Raw genomic sequence first — 18,446 nt, forward strand, 5'->3', positions numbered from 1 at the left:
CCGCACGGGCGGGCCGGCGGGGCGTGCGCCGGCCTATGTCAGTTTTTTCGAATAGACACAGAGCTTCTCGGACTGCTGATAGTCATTGCTCTTGTAGTACTCCGCAACGCCGCCGGTGCTGCGAGAGACGAGCCACACGTGCACATAGCCCATGATGCGCGCTTCCTCCTCTAATCGATTCAATAGGCGGGAACCGATTCCGGAGCGCTGGTGCTGCGGCCTTATCGCTATTTCCGCAACGTGAATCCCGCGACCCATCACAGACGTGTGCGGGAGGCCGAAGGCGAAGCCAATCGGCCGCTCTGCGTCGAACGCTGCGACAGCCAGGCACATCGGCGTCGTTGTCAATTCGTCGATGCGAAAGATTGCGTTCTGGACCGACCATTCTTCGTGCCAGGGCGGCTTGGCGTAGGCCTGAACGATGATTTCGGCGCTCTGGAGCGCCTCGTCCCGCGTCATGCGTCTATAAATGATCGGCATTTACTCACTGTCGCCACAGTTGCGCATGACACGCTTCGTGGCGCCTTCCTGTTCATTCTACCCCACGACGTTAAAGCACAGGCCTGACGGGCCGTGTTGTGACTTCATCGTGACACCCGTTTTGCGCGAAGGTCGATGCTGAAACGACGGGCGTTTTTGGCTTCGTGTATTCGCAGTTGCACGGCAACGTTGAAGGCGATGAGATGTAGCGGGCGGGAACGATATCAGCCGACTCTCCTTGACACCAAAAGAAAGTGACTTAATCTAATCGTCGGATCTGGATGCTCGATGTGTGGAGGCAAAGGGCTCGGACCGGATCCTGACCAGGGAGGACATAGGGTGAGGAACAAGGCAATCACGCTTGCGCTTGCTGCCAGCACGATTTTCACGCTGCCGCAGCTCAGTATGGCTCAAGACACCATCACAGGTGACATCGTCGGCAAACCCGATGCGCCAAACAAGATGGTTTTCCGCATGACCACGGATGGCCCGCGCAACAACGAACCGGCTTATGCGCAAGGCTATAGCAAACTGTTCAACGACTTCATTGCCAAGCGTCCCGATTGGCAAATCGAGCTGCAGATGATGTCCGGCGACATCGGCCAGGAGCAGGCGCGTATGCTCGAACAGGCGAAGTCGGGTCAGGCTCCCGACTGCGCAGCGGTCGACTCCTTCGTGCTGCCGCTGTTTAAGAAGGCCGGCGTGCTTCAATCCTTCTCGCCCTACTTCAGCAAGGATGAGATTGCTCAACTGTTTCCGTTTATCCGTGATGGCATAACTGGCGCCGATGGCAACATCTACGCGTGGTGGTGGTCGACGGATCTGCGTGTCCTTTATCGCAATAAGGAAATCGTTCCGGATGCTCCCCAGACATGGGATGACCTGAAGAAGGCGGCGTTGTCGTCTGTCGAACAGGGCATGGAAGGCATTCTGTTCAATGGTAGCCGCTACGAAGGAACGACCTTCGACTGGCTGGCGAATTTCTGGGCACAGGGCGGCAAGCTGGTCGATGACCAGGGCAAGCCAATCTTCGGCGAAGGCGAAAACCGCGAGAAGTTCATCAAGGCTGTCAACTACTATCGCGATCTGGTTGAGTCCGGGGCGGCGCCAAAGCGCGTCGCGACGCTTGGCAGCTACGACGACTTCAATGCTGCCGCGGCGGCGGGCACGACCGCACTTTTCGTCGGCGGCAACTGGCAATATGCCCAGTTGAAGACGGCTCTCGATCCCGACGAATTCGCGAAGTGGAGTTTCTCTCCGCTTCCCGGACCGACGGCGGATCAGCGCTCGACCGGTACGGGCGGCTGGACCGTCGCCGCGTTCAGCAAAGACCCGGCCAAGATCAAGGTCTGCACTGACCTTGCCCGCGAGGTCTATATGGGCCCAGCCAATGCGCTGCAGGAGCAACTGCCGACACGCGCTGACCTCTACGACAAGTACGAGGTGTTTTCGAGCGAGGCAAACAAGACATTTGCTGCCGCCCTCAAGGTTGGCCAGGCAAGGCCCGGCGCGCCGGTCTATCCCGAGATCTCGAACCAGATCCAGATCATGATGGGAAAGGTGTTGACAGGCACACAGGCGACCGAAGCCGCAGTGGACGAGGCTTTCAGCGCTTCGCTCAGCGCCTTCAAGCGAAGCTGAGCGAGCGATCGGTGGCGCAGAGCCCCTCATCTGCGCCACCGGTCATGACTGGACGTCATCCTTCTTGGACAATAGACCGGACTGACCGATGATGAATGCTAGCATTGCGGCCGAGCGTCCCCGACGGCTCGGCGTAGGTATCACGCGCCGGCGCAATCCATCGCCCCTGCCCTGGCTTGTTCCGCTCATTCTCGTGCTCGGCATCTTCTACCTCTATCCTCTGATCGACGTGTTCCGCTTTGCATTCACCAATGTTTCGCTCGTCGGCGCCGATGAGCAGTACACGTTGCAGACTATCATCCACACGCTGTCGAGGCCCGAGCTCGTCCAGATCCTTTGGGTGACCTTCGTATTCACGGCGTCCAGCGTCGTCGCGCAACAGCTGCTCGGCTTCTTCATCGCTCAGGTGGTTGTGCGAAGCGAGGATCGTGGTCTGTTTGGATCCACCATCGTGCGCACCACCGCGCTCGTCGCATGGGTCGTTCCCGGCATTGCCGGCGGCATCATCTGGAAGATGCTGTTCAACGAAGCGCCGTTTGGCGGGCTGAACAGTCTGTTGCGAATGGTGGGGGCTGCGCCGGTACAGTGGCTTTCCGATCCCGATATGGTCATGTGGTCCGTCGTCATTTCCAACGTCTGGCGCGGCACAGCCTTTTCGATGGTGGTCATGTATGCGGCCATTAAAGCGATCGATCCCGAACTTTATGAGGCGGCCGAGATCGACGGCGCCAATGCCTGGCAACGCATGATCTATATCACCTTGCCGCAGCTACGCACTGCAATCCTGGTCAACATGATCCTGATCACCATCCAGACGCTGAATACGTTCGACGCCATCATCTCGCTGACCGGCGGCGGACCTGGACGGGCAACCGAGGTACTTTCGCTCTACACATTCAATGTCGTGTTCCGCAATTATGATCTCGCCGCCGGCGCTGTGTTGTCGATCCTGATGCTTTTAATCAGCCTTGGCCTTGCGCTTGTCTATGCGCGCTTCCTGCCACGGGGTGAGCCGGTATGAGAACCTCACGACAGGATCGGCTGGGCGATCTCTTCAGCTACGTGTTTCTGGCCGTCACCTTCCTGTTTTTCGCCTGGCCGCTGCTATGGCTGCTTTCGCTCGCGCTCAGGACGCGAAAGGAGGTGTTTCTGGGCGTCAGCCGGTTCATTCCGAAAGCCCCGACGCTGGATAACTTCACGACCATCCTGTCTTCCGACAAGTTTGCCGGATATCTCTGGAACGCTCTGATCCTGTCGACATCAAGCGCCATTGGTTGCCTTGTCGTGGCGTTGCCGGCTGCCTATGCATTTTCGCGCTTCCCGTTCCGTGGGAAAGGCCCATGGATGATGATCCTGCTCGCCTTCCAGATGATCTCGCCACTCGTCATCATGGTGCCGCTCTATCGCTACATGGCCGCAATCGGTCTGACGGACAGCCACTTCGGCGCAACGATGGTCTACATCGCGCTTGCTGTGCCGATGGTGACCTGGATCCTGAAGGGTTTCATCGACGGCATCCCCCGCAGCCTCGACGAGGCGGCGCTGATCGACGGATGCAGCCATTTCGCGGTCTTCTGGCGCATCATACTGCCGCTATCGACACCCGGTATCGCATCGGCCTTCATCATCACGGTGATCGCGGGTTGGTCGCAGTTCCTCGTACCGTTCCTTCTGATCAGCAAGGAATCCCTGATGCCGATTGGTGTCGGAATCTTTCAATATGCCGGGACGCAGAATGATTCCTCCATTCAGCTTCTGGCGGCCGCCTGCCTCGTATCGGTCGTTCCCGCGATCGTTGCCTTTCTTTCTCTCCAACGGCTCATCCTCGGCGCAATGACGGCAGGTGCCGTCAAGGGCTGATCTTTGTTTCAAATCGCAGGATTATCATTATGACGCTTACGCTGCTCCAACGTCTTGAACGAATCCGTGTCCGTGCTGCGGAACTCGAATACTGGCGCTCGCGCGAAACGGTCCAGGTCGATGGCTGGACCTTTGACGCAGAGCCAATTGCCATTGGGGCTCCCTGGCCGCGCAGCGACGGTATCGTTCATTTTGCCGCGACCGCCAGACTGCCCGGGCATTGGCCGCTGGAAGATGCCCGCCTTTTGCTCGACCTTGGCGGGGAAAGCCTGATCACGATCACTGATGAGGCGGGCAATGAAAAGAGGCTTGGCCTCGATCCCTATCACCGCGAATTTCTCCTCCCCTCCCGCGATATCCAAATTTTATCGGAGACGGTGGCACGCCTGCCGTTCGGCGAGCCGGTACGCGCTCCGAAATTGGAGCGCGCGGCGCTGATCTGGCTGGATACGGCGGTCGACAATCTCTGGCTGCTTCTGCGCCAGATCTGCGAGGCTGTCGATATTCTCGACCAGCACGACGTTGTTCCGCATCTGCTTGATATCGCCGAGGAGGCGATGCGCGGCCTGGAATGGCCGTCGGCAACCGCTGCCTATGTGGCACGCACGGCGCCTGCCCCGATGCAGCAAAAGATCTGGCAGCTGCCGCCATTGGAGGCGGCACCCGAAGGGCTCAATCAGGCCGAGCGCGCCAGCGTGGTCTCTGCCTATGAGACGCTGCTTGCGCAGCTGACGCAACTGCGTGAGCGGTTCCCGCCGCAGGGCGAGATCGCGCTGACGGGACATGCGCATATCGATCTTGCCTGGCTCTGGCCCTATGGCGAAACGCGGCGAAAGATGCGCCGAACATTCCATACCGCGCTTTCCCTGATGGAGCAGTCATCCGATTTTCGTTTCAACCAATCGACCGCGCATTATTACGCGCAGATCGCAGAGGACGATCCGGCACTTTTGGAGCGGATTGTCGAGCGCGCCAAACAAGGCCAGTGGGAGACAGTGGGCGGCATGTGGGTGGAGCCCGATACGAACATGCCGACCGGCGAAAGCCTCAGCCGGCAGATACTTTATGGACAGCGCTACTTCGAGAAAACATTCGGCGTTCGCCACAGCGTTTGCTGGTTGCCTGACTGCTTTGGCTTTTCCGGCGCCCTTCCGCAGCTGTTGCGCCAGGGTGGCATGAACAGCTTCTTCACGATCAAGGTCAACTGGTCGGAAACGAACAAGTTCCCTTCCGATCTCTTCTGGTGGGAGGGCCTTGATGGGAGTCGGGTTCTTGCCCATACGTTCGACAATCCGATGCATGGCTATAATGGCTTCGTACGACCAGATTGCTTTGTTCCGACCTGGCGGAATTTCAAGGACAAGGACAAGCACGACACCACCCTGCTTGCGGTCGGTTACGGTGATGGCGGTGGCGGCGTCACACCCGAGATGATCGTGCGCGAGAAGCAGCTGCGAGCATTTCCCACCCTGCCGAAGGCGCGGTGGACGAAGGTCGACGACTTCTTCAAGGGCGCGCATGAAAGTGCGACCAAGAAGGACTTGGCAACCTGGCGCGGAGAGATCTATCTCGAGCTGCATCGCGCGACCTTGACCAGCCAGAGCGTGGTAAAGCGACTGCACCGCAAGGCGGAACGCAGTCTCATCACCACCGAGACCTTGTTGGGACTGGCCCACCTGTTGGGTGCCGAACAGCCCAAATCGATGGAGCTTGAGTGGCGCGTCGTCCTCAAAAACGAATTCCATGATATTCTGCCGGGCTCGTCGGTCGCGGAGGTCTACGCCGATGCCGCCAACGAACTCGAAGCGGTTGTCGCCAAGGGCAAGGCAGCCCAGGCGGCGGCGATGGAGGCAATCGCCAAGCAGTTGCCGGCGGGCATTGGAAACAACCTGCTCGTTGTCAATCCATCCCTGTCGGCACGGCCGCTGCGGCTAACCCGTCACGACGGAACCATCGTCTCCTCCCAAACAGTGATCGCGCCGCTTACCATTGCCGTTGTCGGTGCGGAAGCGCTCCAGCCTGCGCCTGGCCTTTCCGTCAGCCGCGAGCATCTCGAAAATGCCGTCCTCAAGGTCACCTTGGCCAAGAATGGCTCGATCGCGAGCATTGTTCACAAGCCGACCGGCCGCGAAGCCTTGCAGGACGGTGGCAACCGTCTGTTCGTCTATCCGGCAGACAAACCTCGCAACTGGGATGCTTGGGATGTCGAGGAGGATTACGCCGCGCGCGGCGAAGAGATCACCGCACTCGACAGCCTCGAGGTGATCGACAACGGACCGAACCGCGTGGCGATCAAGATTGTCAGAACGTGGCGACATTCGCGCATCACGCAAGTGCTGTCGCTTGGCGCCAACGCACGGCGGCTGGATATCGAAACCGAGCTCGATTGGCATGACCGCCGTGCGTTCCTGCGTACGCAGACGGAAGTGGCCGTCCGCAATGCGCGCGCAACGTGCGAATGCGCCTATGGCGTGGTCGAGCGGCCGACGCACTCCAATACCTCGTGGGACGCGGCGATGTTCGAGGCACCGGCGCACCGGTTTGCCGACCTTTCGGAACCGGGCTTCGGCGTGGCCATACTCAACGACGCCAAGTATGGACATAGCATTCGAGGCAATGTCCTTGGCCTTTCGCTCCTTCGTTCGCCAATCTATCCCGATCCGCTTGCTGATGAGGGGGTACAAGCGTTCACCTATGCGCTGATGCCGCACGACGGCACGTGGTACGACGGCGGCGTTCGGGAAGAAGCCGAAGACCTGAACCAGCCACTCTTGGCAGTACCCGTGGCAGGACGCGCGATCGGCAACTGGCAACCACTTGGGGTGACGGGGATCGATGCGGCGCTCTCGGCTATAAAACCCGCGGAAGACGGCGACGGACTGATCGTGCGCGTCTGGGAACCCGCTGGTCGCCGCGGAGCATTCGATCTGAAGCTACCATCCAATTGGCGCAACCAAGGAACCGTCAGTATCCTGGAAGAACCAATGGCTGACACGCCGGCGACAGGATTGACGCCCTTCGAGGTCAAGAGCTGGCGGATTGCAAGAGCTTGAATGGCGGAATGGCGGAAAGGGGCTGGCATTGGTCCCTTTTCCTATTGGATCCAATGACATAGTCTTGCGCGCAAGCTCGGGTGTGCAGGAGGGAGGTGGAACGTGTTGGTGTCGGGTTCGAACACGGAGCAGGCGGCGGCCGCGAACCGGGCCATGATCCTTTCCGCGATCCACCGCGGCGGCCCGATTTCGCGCACGGAACTTGCCGCGCAATCGAGGCTCACGAAACAGGCAGTGACGCGCATTGTCGAGCGCCTGCTCGACGAGGGTCTCATCATGGAGGCACGGCGTCGACACGGCTTAAGGGGGCAGCCCGCCATCGAACTGGAGATCGATCCAGAAGGTGTCTTCTCAATCGGCGCGAATGTCGATCGCGATCACCTGACGATCGTTGCTGTGGACGCCGTCGGCACTGTCCGTGGGCGCATCCACCATGAGCGACGCTTTCTGTTGCCGGACGATTTTGTCGCGCTCATGGGCGACGCGCTCTCGTCGTTTCGTCGTCGCAAGATCATTCAGGAAAGCCGGCTCGCAGGTATCGGCCTCGCCATTCCCGATTGGCTCGGCGAAGTGCCGGTGATTGGCTTCCCGCCAGAGTACCGTCGCTGGAATGGCTATGACGTTCGCGGTGCTTTGGAGGCTCTCTCCGTTCATCCGGTCTTTATCGACAACGACGCCAATGCCGCCGCGCTCGGCGAGATCGAATATGGTCTTGGCACCGAGATCGACAGCTTCTTCTACATTCTCGCAAATGCTTGCCTCGGCGGCAGCCTGGTGATCGACGGCGTCCGGCATAAGGGGGCCAGTGGTATCGGCGGCGAGATCGGCTGGCTGCCTGTTGTTTTTGATGAGGGTCCCTATGCCGGCAGCACCCAACCGCTCGGCGAGATGTTCTCGCTCTTCATCCTGCTCGACTATCTGCAGCAAAACGGCGTCACCGCGACGACGCCGTCCGACCTTCTGGAGCTCGACGAGACGGGCCGCAATCTTGTCAGTGCATGGTTGCGCAAGGTCAGCGTTAAGATAGCGCAGGCGGTGGTCAACATAGGCATGATCGTCGACCCCGAAGGGGTGCTTATTGGTGGCCGCTTTCCTGTTCGCCTGATCGACGAACTTCTCCTTTATGTGCATGAGGAAATTGCCCGTCTCGGTGCCCAGGCCCCGTCACTACACCGGGCGGCGGGATCAGAGGACGCCGCAGCGCTTGGCGCCGCCGCAATTCCCCTTGCCCACCGGCTCGGGCTTCCCTCCGCGGAACGAGAGCAGCGGGTTCGCAACCCGCTTGGGGGACATCCTTTGCAGGCGCCGGACTTGGTGCCTGCGTAGCGACTGCGTCAGTCGTGCTATTCTCGCGTGTCCGGCAATGTCATTGCGTCCAGCGGTCGCAAGGCGGCGCCGACTGTGACACCCGCCCAGGGGAGCGTCGCGCGTCTGACCTGTTGAATCCAGGGTGCAATGACAAGGTCGCGGATCTTGTCGTCACGCTCCCGCGACATGCGCTCGACCACGGCATCCAGGACGTCCTCGGGCAAGGAGCCGCCGAGGAGGATGGCACCGGGGGCAATAAAGCCCGAAACAGCGAGCACCGCCTCGTGCAGATGACGGGCCGCGGTCGCGACCCAACGATCCCTGCCCGCCGGGCCCGAAGCGAGACAGTGTTTGAGGGATTTGAGCGTTGCCACCTCGTCGAGACTTGCCCCGTCGACGCCTGAGCGCATTTCGCCGATCTGTCCGGCGCGGCCATGGATGCCTCGGAATACCCTGCCCCCAATCAAAAGACCGGCACGCACCGAGCAATCGATGAGGATCATGACCAGCCCACCTTCCCGCTCGCCAGTCCCGAGCCTGCGCTCGGCTTCGATCGCGGCCTCCGTGTCATCCAGGAAAACAAGCTCTTCGCTCTGTCTCGTGAGGGCGCTCTTTATCTGATCGCGATCCATGAAGGCGCCGGGCGAGGTTGCGACACCGCAGCCCACCAGCTTGCCGAGGCCGGCTGTTCGGCGCAAATCGGCGGCCGTGGCGATGAGATCATCATGCGTCTCGAAAGATTGCTGGCGAACAATCTCGCCGGCAAAGTCCATCAGGATGATTTCGCCATCATGCTTGCTGATCCGCACGCCGAGAGAAAAGGCGGCTTCGCTACGCAAGCCAAATTCCGCCGCTGTGTAATGCCCTGTGGTGGAGCGCTTGCGTTCGCTGACGAGGCCGGCAAGTGCAAGGCGACGGACAATTCCGGTGATGGCAGGTTCGGTCAGACCGAGTTCTTTGGAAAGCTCCCGACGCGTCAGTGGGCCGCGGCGCCGAAGGAGCCTAAGGGTCGTGCGGGAATTATGCTCGGCGATATCAACCGGACTGATTCCGGGACGATCATCGTGTCGGAGCCGCTGCCTGGCTACGCCTGAGATCGAATGGCGCCGTAGTGTTTTCAAGCAAGCAACTTCCCATACAACTGCAGCCGCGATCAATCACGTGGTAAATCTATCCCCCAATTTCCCCAGTGCGGCAAGAACCGATGGCATCTGCTCGGGCACCAAATTGAGCTCGACGGCACTCCGCGGGTCGCAGCGAGTGGGTGATGAGCCAAGTGTCGCAAGTTTGCGACACTTGGCTCATCACAATGCTCGTCTCGGATGGCTGTACCGGTAGCCCGAGAATTGCCAAAGCCATGGCTTTGCGCCAAGGTGGCCTTACAATTGGTTGGAGGAGCCAATGCGTGAACTCGCTGCGCATGCGGAGCACGTCTATACGTCTACTCAACGGGATTCCGCTGTCGCAAACTCATCCATCGTTGCGTCCTGGCGGCGATGCATCGCCATGCATAGGCTTGCCCCGGAGCAGATGCGGGCGCCACATCGCCTTTCCGAACAGGAATTGAGGAGCGCTAGGCAAGCCTCCGAAAATCTCATCGCCGACGCTTCGTCCGAACTTGATCGTCTGTGTGCTACAGTGGGCAAGAGCGGCTGTTGCCTAATCTTGACCGACAGCAATGGCGTTGCGCTCGAACGCCGCGGTGTGGCGGGCGATGACAAGCATTTTCATGAATTGGGCCTCTGGACAGGTTCCGTCTGGACCGAAGCCAGCATTGGTACGAATGGCATCGGCACGGCCATCGCTGACGGGCGTTCTGTCACGATCCTGCGGGACCAACATTTCTTCTGCTCGAACATAACTCTGAGCTGCACAACGGCGCCAATCCGTGACCACCGCGGCCAGCTGGCCGCCGCACTCGACATATCGACGTGTCGCGACGACGTGAACGAGGTCACGCTCGGGATCCTTGGCCAGATGGTCCGTGACGCGGCCCTGCGCATCGAAATCAATCTGTTCAGGAGCGCCTTTGCCGGTGCCCGCTTCCTCATGGTGCCTGCCGCGAGCAATCCGACCGCAGCGCTCCTTGCTGTCGACCGGCATGACCTCGTTCTCGGCGCTACCCGCGCCGCGCGCCTGGCCCTAAAGCTGGACGACAGCCACATTGCGGCGGGGCTGCCTGCCGCCGATGCGCTTCAGGAGCAGAGCATTTCCGCAGACGAGGATCTCGTCGAGGCCGAACGGGCAGCCTTGCTGCGTGCCCTTTCCCGTTCTAGCGGGAACGTTTCACAAGCTGCCGCTGCGCTCGGCATCAGCCGGGCAACGCTGCATAGGAAGATGAAGCGACTCAATCTACACTGACTGCCTTGGCGCCTCTCTGTCGCAGAGTTGCGACAGTGTGCGCTGCGGTACTCTTAGGGGCAGCTTTCTGCCGCTGCAAAACGCGCGCAGATTTCCTCTCACCGGTTCGCTCCCGAACCCGGACCTTTTCAAGGGAGGATCACATGCTGCATCAGAAAATCATCGCGTCGCCGTTCAAGACGAAATACGGCAACTTCATCGGCGGAGAATGGCGCGAGCCGATCGAGGGGCGTTACTTCGACAACATCACGCCCGTTACCGGCGGCAAGCTGTGCGAGGTGGCACGCTCCAGTGAACTGGATATCAATGCCGCACTCGACGCTGCACACGCTGCCAGGGAGAAATGGGGCAGGACTTCGGTTGCCGAGCGGGCCAACGTTCTTATGAGGATCGCTCAGCGCATGGAGGATAAGCTTGAACTGCTGGCACAAGCTGAAACATGGGACAATGGCAAGCCGATACGCGAGACGATGGCCGCCGACATCCCCTTGGCGATCGACCACTTCCGATACTTCGCCTCCTGCATTCGTGCCCAGGAAGGTTCGATCGGCGAGATCGACCACGACACGGTGGCCTATCATTTCCAGGAGCCGCTCGGTGTCGTCGGCCAGATCATTCCCTGGAACTTCCCGATCCTGATGGCTGCCTGGAAGCTCGCTCCGGCGCTCGCTGCAGGCAACTGCGTCGTCATCAAGCCCGCCGAGCAAACGCCGGCCTCGCTTCTCATCTGGGCAGAACTCGTTGGTGATCTGCTGCCGCCTGGCGTCCTCAACATTGTCAACGGCTTTGGCCGTGAAGCAGGCAAACCGCTCGCCTCCAGCCCACGCATCGCCAAGATCGCCTTTACCGGTGAGACGACGACCGGCCGCCTGATCATGCAATACGCCAGCCAGAACCTCATTCCAGTGACCCTCGAGCTCGGTGGCAAATCGCCAAACATCTTCTTTGCCGACGTCATGGCGGAAGACGACGACTTCCTCGACAAGTCGCTGGAAGGTTTTGCAATGTTCGCGCTGAACCAGGGCGAAGTGTGCACGTGCCCCAGCCGCGCGCTCATCCAGGAATCGATCTACGATCGCTTTATGGAAAAGGCCGTCAAGCGCGTCGAAGCCATCAAGCAGGGAAACCCCCTCGATACGGCGACGATGATCGGTGCCCAGGCTTCCAATGAACAGTTGCAAAAGATCCTCGCTTATCTCGACATCGGCAAGCAGGAAGGTGCCGAAGTGCTGACCGGCGGCTCGCGCAACGATCTCGGCGGCGACCTTGCCAGCGGCTATTACGTCAAGCCGACGATCTTCAAAGGCCACAACAAGATGCGCGTCTTCCAGGAGGAAATCTTCGGACCCGTCGTGTCGGTAACCACCTTCAAGGATGAAAAGGAAGCCCTCGAAATCGCCAACGACACGCTGTACGGCCTCGGCGCCGGCGTCTGGAGCCGCGACGCCAACCGTTGCTACCGCTTCGGCCGTGAGATCCAGGCCGGTCGCGTGTGGACCAATTGCTACCACGCTTATCCGGCGCATGCCGCTTTTGGCGGCTATAAACAGTCGGGCATCGGTCGTGAAACGCACAAGATGATGCTCGACCATTATCAGCAGACGAAGAACATGCTCGTGAGCTACAGCCCGAAGGCCCTCGGTTTCTTCTGAGAGGTCTGTTTGCCGGCTCGCTCTCATGACGGGGCGAGCCGGATTCGGGAGAGAGATGAGGAAATCAATGATCACTGACCAGCCACGCGTCACAGCGACAGACAGGGCGATCGCGTTGATTGAGGAGATCAGGCGAGATCATCCCGATATCCTCTTTCATCAATCCGGGGGCTGTTGCGACGGTTCGTCGCCGATGTGTTATCCGGCGGGGGACTTCGTTGTCGGAGATCACGACGTCAAGCTCGGGGAGATCGCAGGCATCCCTGTCTATATCAGCGCCACACAGTTCGAGGCCTGGAAGCACACGCAACTGATCATCGACGTCGTGCCGGGGCGTGGCGGCATGTTCTCGCTCGACAACGGCCGAGAGAAGCGCTTCCTTACCCGATCCTGTCTGTTTGCGTCCACGCCTGACTAGCGATCGGGAAGGCGACCCCAGCCCTTCTACCCACTGCCAAGCAGGCCGAGCGACCGGCGCTGCATAAAAATCGTCCTTCCGACTTGATAATCGCCAAGAACGGTGCCATCTAGCGCTCATCACCTGTATCGATAGCCTGCTGGTATGCCCTTCGGGACATGTCGCGTTCGCTGTCCGGGAAAGAAAAGACGCTCCCCGAAAGGGTTGAGCGTCTTTTTCTTTTTGACATCTGCTATGGCTCGCCCGAAACAGCGTATGATGCGGCACGAGGAAGAAACAGCAGATGAACGATAATGTCATTCAATTCCGGCGTCCGAAGCCCCCGCGGCCACCTCGACCAGGTCTTCGCAAGCTCGCGATTGCCGCGGCTATTCTTGCGCTGTTCGCCGCGGCATGGGGTTATTTTGCGTTGTTCAGTACGCCGGTCTGATATCGGTTCCTTCGGTGCACCGGTTTGCGACTGAGGGCAGCAGGGCACGAGAGCGGCCTGATGGACAGGCGACGAGTGCTCTGGATTAGCCGTCCCATTCCGCCATTTCATATGAGAAAAACCGCGCTACTCTGTGAATGGAATGGTGCGCAAAGCCAGTGCTTGCTGCACGGTTTCGACGGAAGCGTCAGATCGTGAGAAACGCACGTATCGCGAAATGAGAGATTCCGATGAAAGTGCCCGAAATCGACAATGTAGACCGAAAGATTCTCCGATTACTCCAAAGCGAGGGGGATCTCAGCCATGCCGCGCTTGCCGAGCGGGTCGGGGCATCGAGCGCGTCTTGCTGGCGCCGCATCAAGGCGCTGGAGGCTGCGGGCATGCTTGGGCCGACGGTCCGGCTCGTGCGTCCTGAGGCGGTTGGTCGAGGGCTGACCGTGTTTTGCCAGGTGCGAATGAAGACGCACGATCCGGTCGCCAGAGGTGATTTCGAGCGTTTCGTCGAAAGTCACGAGGAGGTGCTCGAATGCTATTCGATGTCTGGTGATTGGGACTATCTACTGCGTGTGGCCGTCACCGACGTCGAGGATTACGAGCGGCTACTGATGCAAGGGATACTGACACACCACGCCGTGGCGACGTCGTCGTCGCATTTCGCCTTGAAGCGTGTGAAATACTCGACTTCGGTGCCGGTCTGAGCAAGTTGCTTCTCAAGCACCTTGCTGAAATCCTCGGACCTTGGTCCCAAGGCTGGCTGGACAAACGTCCTGCGGCTATCAAGGAAAGGTCTGAAAGTGGCGATTGCGAATTGACGGTCCGGTGGACCCGTGAGCAAATTCAAGAAGGTGCCGCGGCAGTTCCATATGCTATGCCGGGTGGTTTTGTAATGTGCATTCCAACGACGGCCAAATCGGGTAGTGATGATTGCCCAGATCACGATCGGGAAGGAAGCGTGGAATTCGAAGGAATGACGATGCTCGCACGTCGAAGGTTCGGTGCAGCCCTGTGCTGTATGTCAATTGGTCTATTGCTGGTAGCGATGCCCTACAAGGTCGTGGTCTCTGGCACTTCGCTGACGCTCAAGCTCCAGACCGCCGAGGCCGACAAGGGCGGCAACGGTGGCGGCAGCGGCAATGGAAATAGTGGCGGCAACGGCAACGGAAATAGCGGCGGCAGCGGCAGCGGCAATGGCAATAGCGGTGGCAGTGGCAATAGCGGGGGAAACGGTAATAGCGGTGGTAACGGCAATGGAAACAGCGGTGGCAGTTCCAAAGGCGGCACCACTACGGGAAATGGCTCGAGGGCCTATGTCGGTAATGCGGACAGCTCGGCAATAGAGGTTCGCCACGGCGACGGCATGAGCGAAGTCATCAGGAAAGGCCGCTACATCATGAAAGACGCGAGGGGGCGCACGATCGTCAATCGGCGTGCGACCTCTGCAGATGAAATGCGCCTCGAATCCTTCACTCATTGATCGTCGCGCCCGTCGATGGCATCGCGAAGCGCAATTGCCGCTTCCGTTCGGTTGGCGACACCTAGCTTCGCCATGATCTGCGTCATGTGATGCTTGATCGTCTTTTCGTGCAGATCGAGCTTCCTGGCAACATGCTTGTTGCTCATGCCGGATGCGACGAGTTGCAGGACTTGTTGTTCACGCGTGGTCAGTGCGGCAATGGCGGAGAATTTCTTCGGAACAGGCGAAGAACGACTGGAAAGGAGCCGTGCTGACAGCGTCGGGGCGACATAGCTCTCGCCTGCCGCCACGCTCCGGATGATTTCGGCAAGTGCCCTGGAGCCGACGCCTTTCAACACATACCCCTTTGCACCACTGTTCAATGCAGCCGTGACGTCGTCGCTGGACTCCGAAACAGTGAGCATGACAATCTTCTGTGACGGTTCGGTTTCGAGGATCGGAGCGATCGCGTTCAAGCCGCCGCCAGGCATGGAAATATCCATAAGCAGTACGTCCGGCTGCAGATCTTGCGCCACCTTTATCGCATCATCCTTCGTGCTTCCCTCCGCGACGATTTCAAATCCGTCGATCTCCGACAGGCTTCGGGTTACCCCCTCCCTGAACAACGGGTGGTCATCGATCACTGCGACGCGAATTCGCGCTGTCATGTCTGTGGGATCTCCTCGCTGCTGAGCGACATGCTGACAAGGGTACCTTGGGCGGACGATTGCAGCTGGAAGGTGCCGCCAAGGCTTTCAATCCGCTCTCTGAGGCCGGCAAGGCCAAGGCTGGATGGGCCCACGTCATTGGGATCGAACCCGGATCCACCGTCTGAAACCTCGATGCTGATGCGGTCACCCTCCAAGCGTTGCACCACGCGTTGTTCGACACCGCCGCCGTGACGATAGCTGTTATTCAGCCCTTCCTGAACGAAGCGATATATGCAGATCTTTGCCGAGGGCGAAAGATGTTCGGGCACGTCCGCCATCGACAAATGAACGCGTGATCCGGTTCGCTGCTCATGCGCACGCACGCTGCGCTCCAATATCTCCGGCAGGCTCGCGGCCTCGATCTGCGGCAACACAAGCCCGCTGCAGATCGTCCTGATCTCATTCATGGCCTCGTCGAGGCTTGCCTTGATGGCTGCGATTTCGCGCTCGCGCAGTGATGCAGGTGTGGCCGGATCGACCAGCGCATTGCTGTCCAGTCGCAACGAGGCGAATGCGACGAGTTGTGCCGGCCCGTCGTGAAGATCGGCGCCAATGCGCCGCAAATGGCTCTCGTTAAGCGCCGTGGCGCGCTGAGACGCGCGGTGGACTCGCGCTCGCAACGTCTGGTTCTGCGATAAGAGCGCCGAAAGCTCGTCGATGCGGCGCCTCAGTGCCCGCCGCTGCTCTTCGATGGTCCTGCTGCCTCTCAAAATGAGGGCCGACAACACGATGAAAAAGGCAAGCGTAAAGGCCGCGACCGCCATCCAGCTGTGCAACCGGGCCTGATTGAGGCTCCGCTGGAAATCGTTGGCTATTTCATAGAATTCGGAGACGGCGACGACCTGCCCTGACCATGGTTGCAGAACGGGATTGTAGATCTCAAGCAACGGCTTGCCACTTTCCCGCTCGGCTTCGTCCTCCCTGTCTTCCAGGCGATCGAACTGCGCGACCATCTTGCCGGAGAAAGCTGTCTTGAGGTCGTCGCTCAATTCGAAGCGCTTGCCTTGCATGCTCTTGTCGTTCGAATAGAGAACGGTGCCGTCTGCGCGCCAAAGCCTGAACGACATCAGGCGGTTTCCAAGCGCGCCCTGCTCGAGCGTCTCGTCGAGCGCGCGAGAGACAGTATCATCGAGCTCCTGGGCCGTGAGCATGTCAGGCAACAGGGGTGCGATCACGCTGTCGACGTAAAGGGCAGTCGATGCCGCTGAATTTCGGGTCACCGCGTCTTCGATCAGGCTGCTGACGAATGCACCGACCAACACCATCGCGACCAGCGACACAGCGCCTCCCGTAAGCAGGAACTGCCTGGCCAGCGATTGTGAATTCCATCGTTTTATGAGTTCATGGGGCCGCACGAGAAGTCTCGGGATCGGCCGCCCAGAGTTGCGGCGGCACGTCAGTTCATCGAACTGCAGAATTACCTCGTTCCAATACCGGGTCAAACAAATATCGCGTCACAGGAACGGGAATTTGGACTTTTGGTCTGTGACAGATCAGACCTAGGTCCTAACTGGAGGAGCAATGGTCTGACCTCCGTGGAACTTGCGCGCGACGCAGGCTATCGTCCATGTGATTTGGAACGCGGTGTGTCCGCGCCAGGCCGGAAAGCTGGCTTCAAGCCCGCCGCTTGCAACCATGCTTTCCGGCCATACGAACAACGTACTGCAAAGCGGTATTGAATCCGGAGGTTGATATGAGCATTTCCACTATCCTTGGACGCAGCATTATGGTGCTGACAATTGCGGTTGCGCCTGTAGGTGGCGCAGCATTGGGCTTGTCGGGCGTCGCCTATGCGAAGGGTGGGAACGGTAACGGCAATTCCGGAGGTGGCAACGGAAATGGCAATGGGGGCGGCAGCGGCAACGGCGGAAATCACGCTGGCGGCAGTTCCAGTCACGGGAAGTCTGACACCGCCGGCTCCCACGGAAAAAGCAAGAACAGCAACAGCAGCGGCGATCGTCCAACGCTGAAATCGTTGTTCACGCACGAGAAAAAAACCGCACCGACAACGAAAAACAGGGCTGCATCGACAACGAAAAACAAGGTCGCGACGACGACCAAAGTAAAAGCCCCTGCGGCCGATTTTGCCAGCCTGAGTTCGCTGAACAGGAACTACCACGCCTACATGCACTCCAACGATCCTCGGATGGCAGCGGTTTCGGCCTATGTGATGGCCTATGCCGAGTTTGAAGCGGAGAACGGGCCTGACGCTATTCCTACTGACCCGGCTCTTAGCGACGAAGCGCTGCGCGACGCGCTTTCGAGCTTCACCAAGGGTGGCGAAGTCACGGACGAGGCTCTCGAAGACGCAAAAGACGTCTTGGGGGTTGGCCCGGCCGTCGGGAAGATCGATCAGATTCGCGATACACTTCCGGCAGAGGAGCCAGTGGCGGATCCCGACGCAAGCGCGCCGGTGGAAAGCGACGCGCCGGCAGTGACCGTGATCGTAGAACAGCCCTGAGGCTGCTGAGAGCGGGGCCACGGTGCGGCAGCATTGGGATGAGGCGCCCCGCGGCGGCACTGGTGATCGGCGCATGCCATAAGTCATGCAAGCGCCAGCCGAGATATCAATAGTAATCGCGACGCCTTGGCCCACTGGCCAGTCGGCGTCGCGATTTGCGTTTCTGATATAGCCACCATCGCAATCCGACTTTTATCAGCCTTTGGACGATCACCGTATCGGTGTGTCGGCGGCGAGCTGCCGCAACCCGAGGCGGCGGCAGAACGCCTGAGCCTTTGCATTTGTTGATCCGGCAATACCCCGCGCCGCCGCAAGGGAAGTGGCCTTGGACAACTCTTCGTCCTAACGGCCGCGTCTCGCTCCGTCTGAACTCTGCTCGCATTCGCCCGGCACGCGCCTCGGCATGATAGAACGGGGCGCGCGCGTTCTCGTATGCGCGGGCCACAGCACATGGGCCGCACAAGGCATCCCCGAGGGTTTGCCGAATCTCGCGAATCGAGCTAGTTCTGTAACTACGCAAAAAGAGCGAATTATCGCCGCAGGGCGAAACAATGACTGCATTAACCGTTCGTCAATCACATCGGCGCTTAGGCTATTGAACCGAACTGAGGAAAGAATC

At 59.7% G+C, this 18,446-nt stretch carries 15 protein-coding genes; 11 read left to right on the forward strand and 4 right to left on the reverse strand.

What is annotated here, in order from left to right:
- Nucleotides 1–33: 33 nt before the first annotated feature.
- Nucleotides 34–480 carry a GNAT family N-acetyltransferase gene (locus ACSQ9D_RS28360; protein ID WP_436285120.1) on the reverse strand — a complete coding sequence of 149 codons (447 nt, stop codon included), beginning with the start codon at nt 478–480 and terminating at the stop codon, nt 34–36.
- 288 nt (nt 481–768) lie between these two features.
- Between ACSQ9D_RS28360 and ACSQ9D_RS28365 the strand changes: the two genes are divergently transcribed.
- From ACSQ9D_RS28365 to ACSQ9D_RS28385, 5 genes are all read left to right on the forward strand, one after another.
- On the forward strand, nt 769–2,121 hold the full coding sequence (locus tag ACSQ9D_RS28365) for an extracellular solute-binding protein (RefSeq protein WP_436285121.1): 1,353 nt from the start codon (nt 769–771) through the stop codon (nt 2,119–2,121).
- A gap of 88 nt (nt 2,122–2,209) precedes the next feature.
- The gene (locus ACSQ9D_RS28370) at nt 2,210–3,142 is read left to right on the forward strand and encodes a carbohydrate ABC transporter permease (RefSeq protein ID WP_436285122.1); all 933 of its coding nucleotides are present in this window, start codon (nt 2,210–2,212) and stop codon (nt 3,140–3,142) included.
- The gene (locus tag ACSQ9D_RS28375; RefSeq protein WP_307144770.1) at nt 3,139–3,981 is read left to right on the forward strand and encodes a carbohydrate ABC transporter permease; all 843 of its coding nucleotides are present in this window, start codon (nt 3,139–3,141) and stop codon (nt 3,979–3,981) included. Before ACSQ9D_RS28370 ends, ACSQ9D_RS28375 begins: the two co-directional genes overlap by 4 nt.
- 29 nt (nt 3,982–4,010) lie before the next feature.
- The gene (locus ACSQ9D_RS28380; RefSeq protein WP_436285123.1) at nt 4,011–7,034 is read left to right on the forward strand and encodes an alpha-mannosidase; all 3,024 of its coding nucleotides are present in this window, start codon (nt 4,011–4,013) and stop codon (nt 7,032–7,034) included.
- 102 nt (nt 7,035–7,136) lie between these two features.
- On the forward strand, nt 7,137–8,360 hold the full coding sequence (locus tag ACSQ9D_RS28385; protein ID WP_436285124.1) for an ROK family transcriptional regulator: 1,224 nt from the start codon (nt 7,137–7,139) through the stop codon (nt 8,358–8,360).
- 17 nt (nt 8,361–8,377) lie between these two features.
- Here the strand turns inward: ACSQ9D_RS28385 and ACSQ9D_RS28390 are convergent, their stop codons facing one another.
- Nucleotides 8,378–9,463 (reverse strand): ROK family protein, encoded by a 1,086-nt coding sequence (locus ACSQ9D_RS28390; RefSeq protein ID WP_436285125.1) that lies wholly within the window; start codon nt 9,461–9,463, stop codon nt 8,378–8,380.
- Nucleotides 9,464–9,743: 280 nt separating this feature from the next.
- Here ACSQ9D_RS28390 and ACSQ9D_RS28395 point away from each other — a divergent pair, with 280 nt between their 5' ends.
- The 5 genes from ACSQ9D_RS28395 (at nt 9,744) to ACSQ9D_RS28415 (ending at nt 14,677) form a co-directional block, all read left to right on the forward strand.
- Nucleotides 9,744–10,703, forward strand: a complete 960-nt coding sequence (locus ACSQ9D_RS28395; protein WP_436285126.1) for a helix-turn-helix domain-containing protein — start codon at nt 9,744–9,746, stop codon at nt 10,701–10,703.
- 143 nt (nt 10,704–10,846) lie between these two features.
- Nucleotides 10,847–12,355: an aldehyde dehydrogenase gene (gene adh, locus ACSQ9D_RS28400; RefSeq protein WP_436285127.1), complete on the forward strand. Its 1,509-nt coding sequence runs from the start codon at nt 10,847–10,849 to the stop codon at nt 12,353–12,355.
- A gap of 67 nt (nt 12,356–12,422) precedes the next feature.
- A complete protein-coding gene (locus tag ACSQ9D_RS28405; protein ID WP_436285128.1) occupies nt 12,423–12,773 on the forward strand; it encodes a DUF779 domain-containing protein in 351 nt (116 codons plus the stop codon).
- Nucleotides 12,774–13,433: 660 nt separating this feature from the next.
- Nucleotides 13,434–13,901 (forward strand): Lrp/AsnC family transcriptional regulator, encoded by a 468-nt coding sequence (locus ACSQ9D_RS28410; protein WP_024315224.1) that lies wholly within the window; start codon nt 13,434–13,436, stop codon nt 13,899–13,901.
- 275 nt (nt 13,902–14,176) lie between these two features.
- Nucleotides 14,177–14,677, forward strand: coding sequence for a hypothetical protein (locus ACSQ9D_RS28415; protein WP_436285194.1), 501 nt, complete (start codon nt 14,177–14,179; stop codon nt 14,675–14,677).
- Here the strand turns inward: ACSQ9D_RS28415 and ACSQ9D_RS28420 are convergent.
- A complete protein-coding gene (locus ACSQ9D_RS28420) occupies nt 14,671–15,324 on the reverse strand; it encodes a response regulator transcription factor (protein ID WP_037126402.1) in 654 nt (217 codons plus the stop codon). The two genes, ACSQ9D_RS28415 and ACSQ9D_RS28420, sit on opposite strands and share 7 nt — an antisense overlap.
- Nucleotides 15,321–16,646 carry a sensor histidine kinase gene (locus ACSQ9D_RS28425; protein ID WP_436285129.1) on the reverse strand — a complete coding sequence of 442 codons (1,326 nt, stop codon included), beginning with the start codon at nt 16,644–16,646 and terminating at the stop codon, nt 15,321–15,323. The genes ACSQ9D_RS28420 and ACSQ9D_RS28425 overlap by 4 nt, the downstream gene beginning before the upstream one ends.
- 413 nt (nt 16,647–17,059) lie before the next feature.
- On the opposite strand from ACSQ9D_RS28425, the gene ACSQ9D_RS28430 reads away from it, so the two are divergent.
- Nucleotides 17,060–17,827, forward strand: a complete 768-nt coding sequence (locus ACSQ9D_RS28430) for a hypothetical protein (RefSeq protein ID WP_436285130.1) — start codon at nt 17,060–17,062, stop codon at nt 17,825–17,827.
- Nucleotides 17,828–18,446: the final 619 nt, after the last annotated feature.

The sequence above is a fragment of the Rhizobium sp. LjRoot258 genome, from assembly GCF_964254185.1.
GTDB lineage: Bacteria > Pseudomonadota > Alphaproteobacteria > Rhizobiales > Rhizobiaceae > Rhizobium.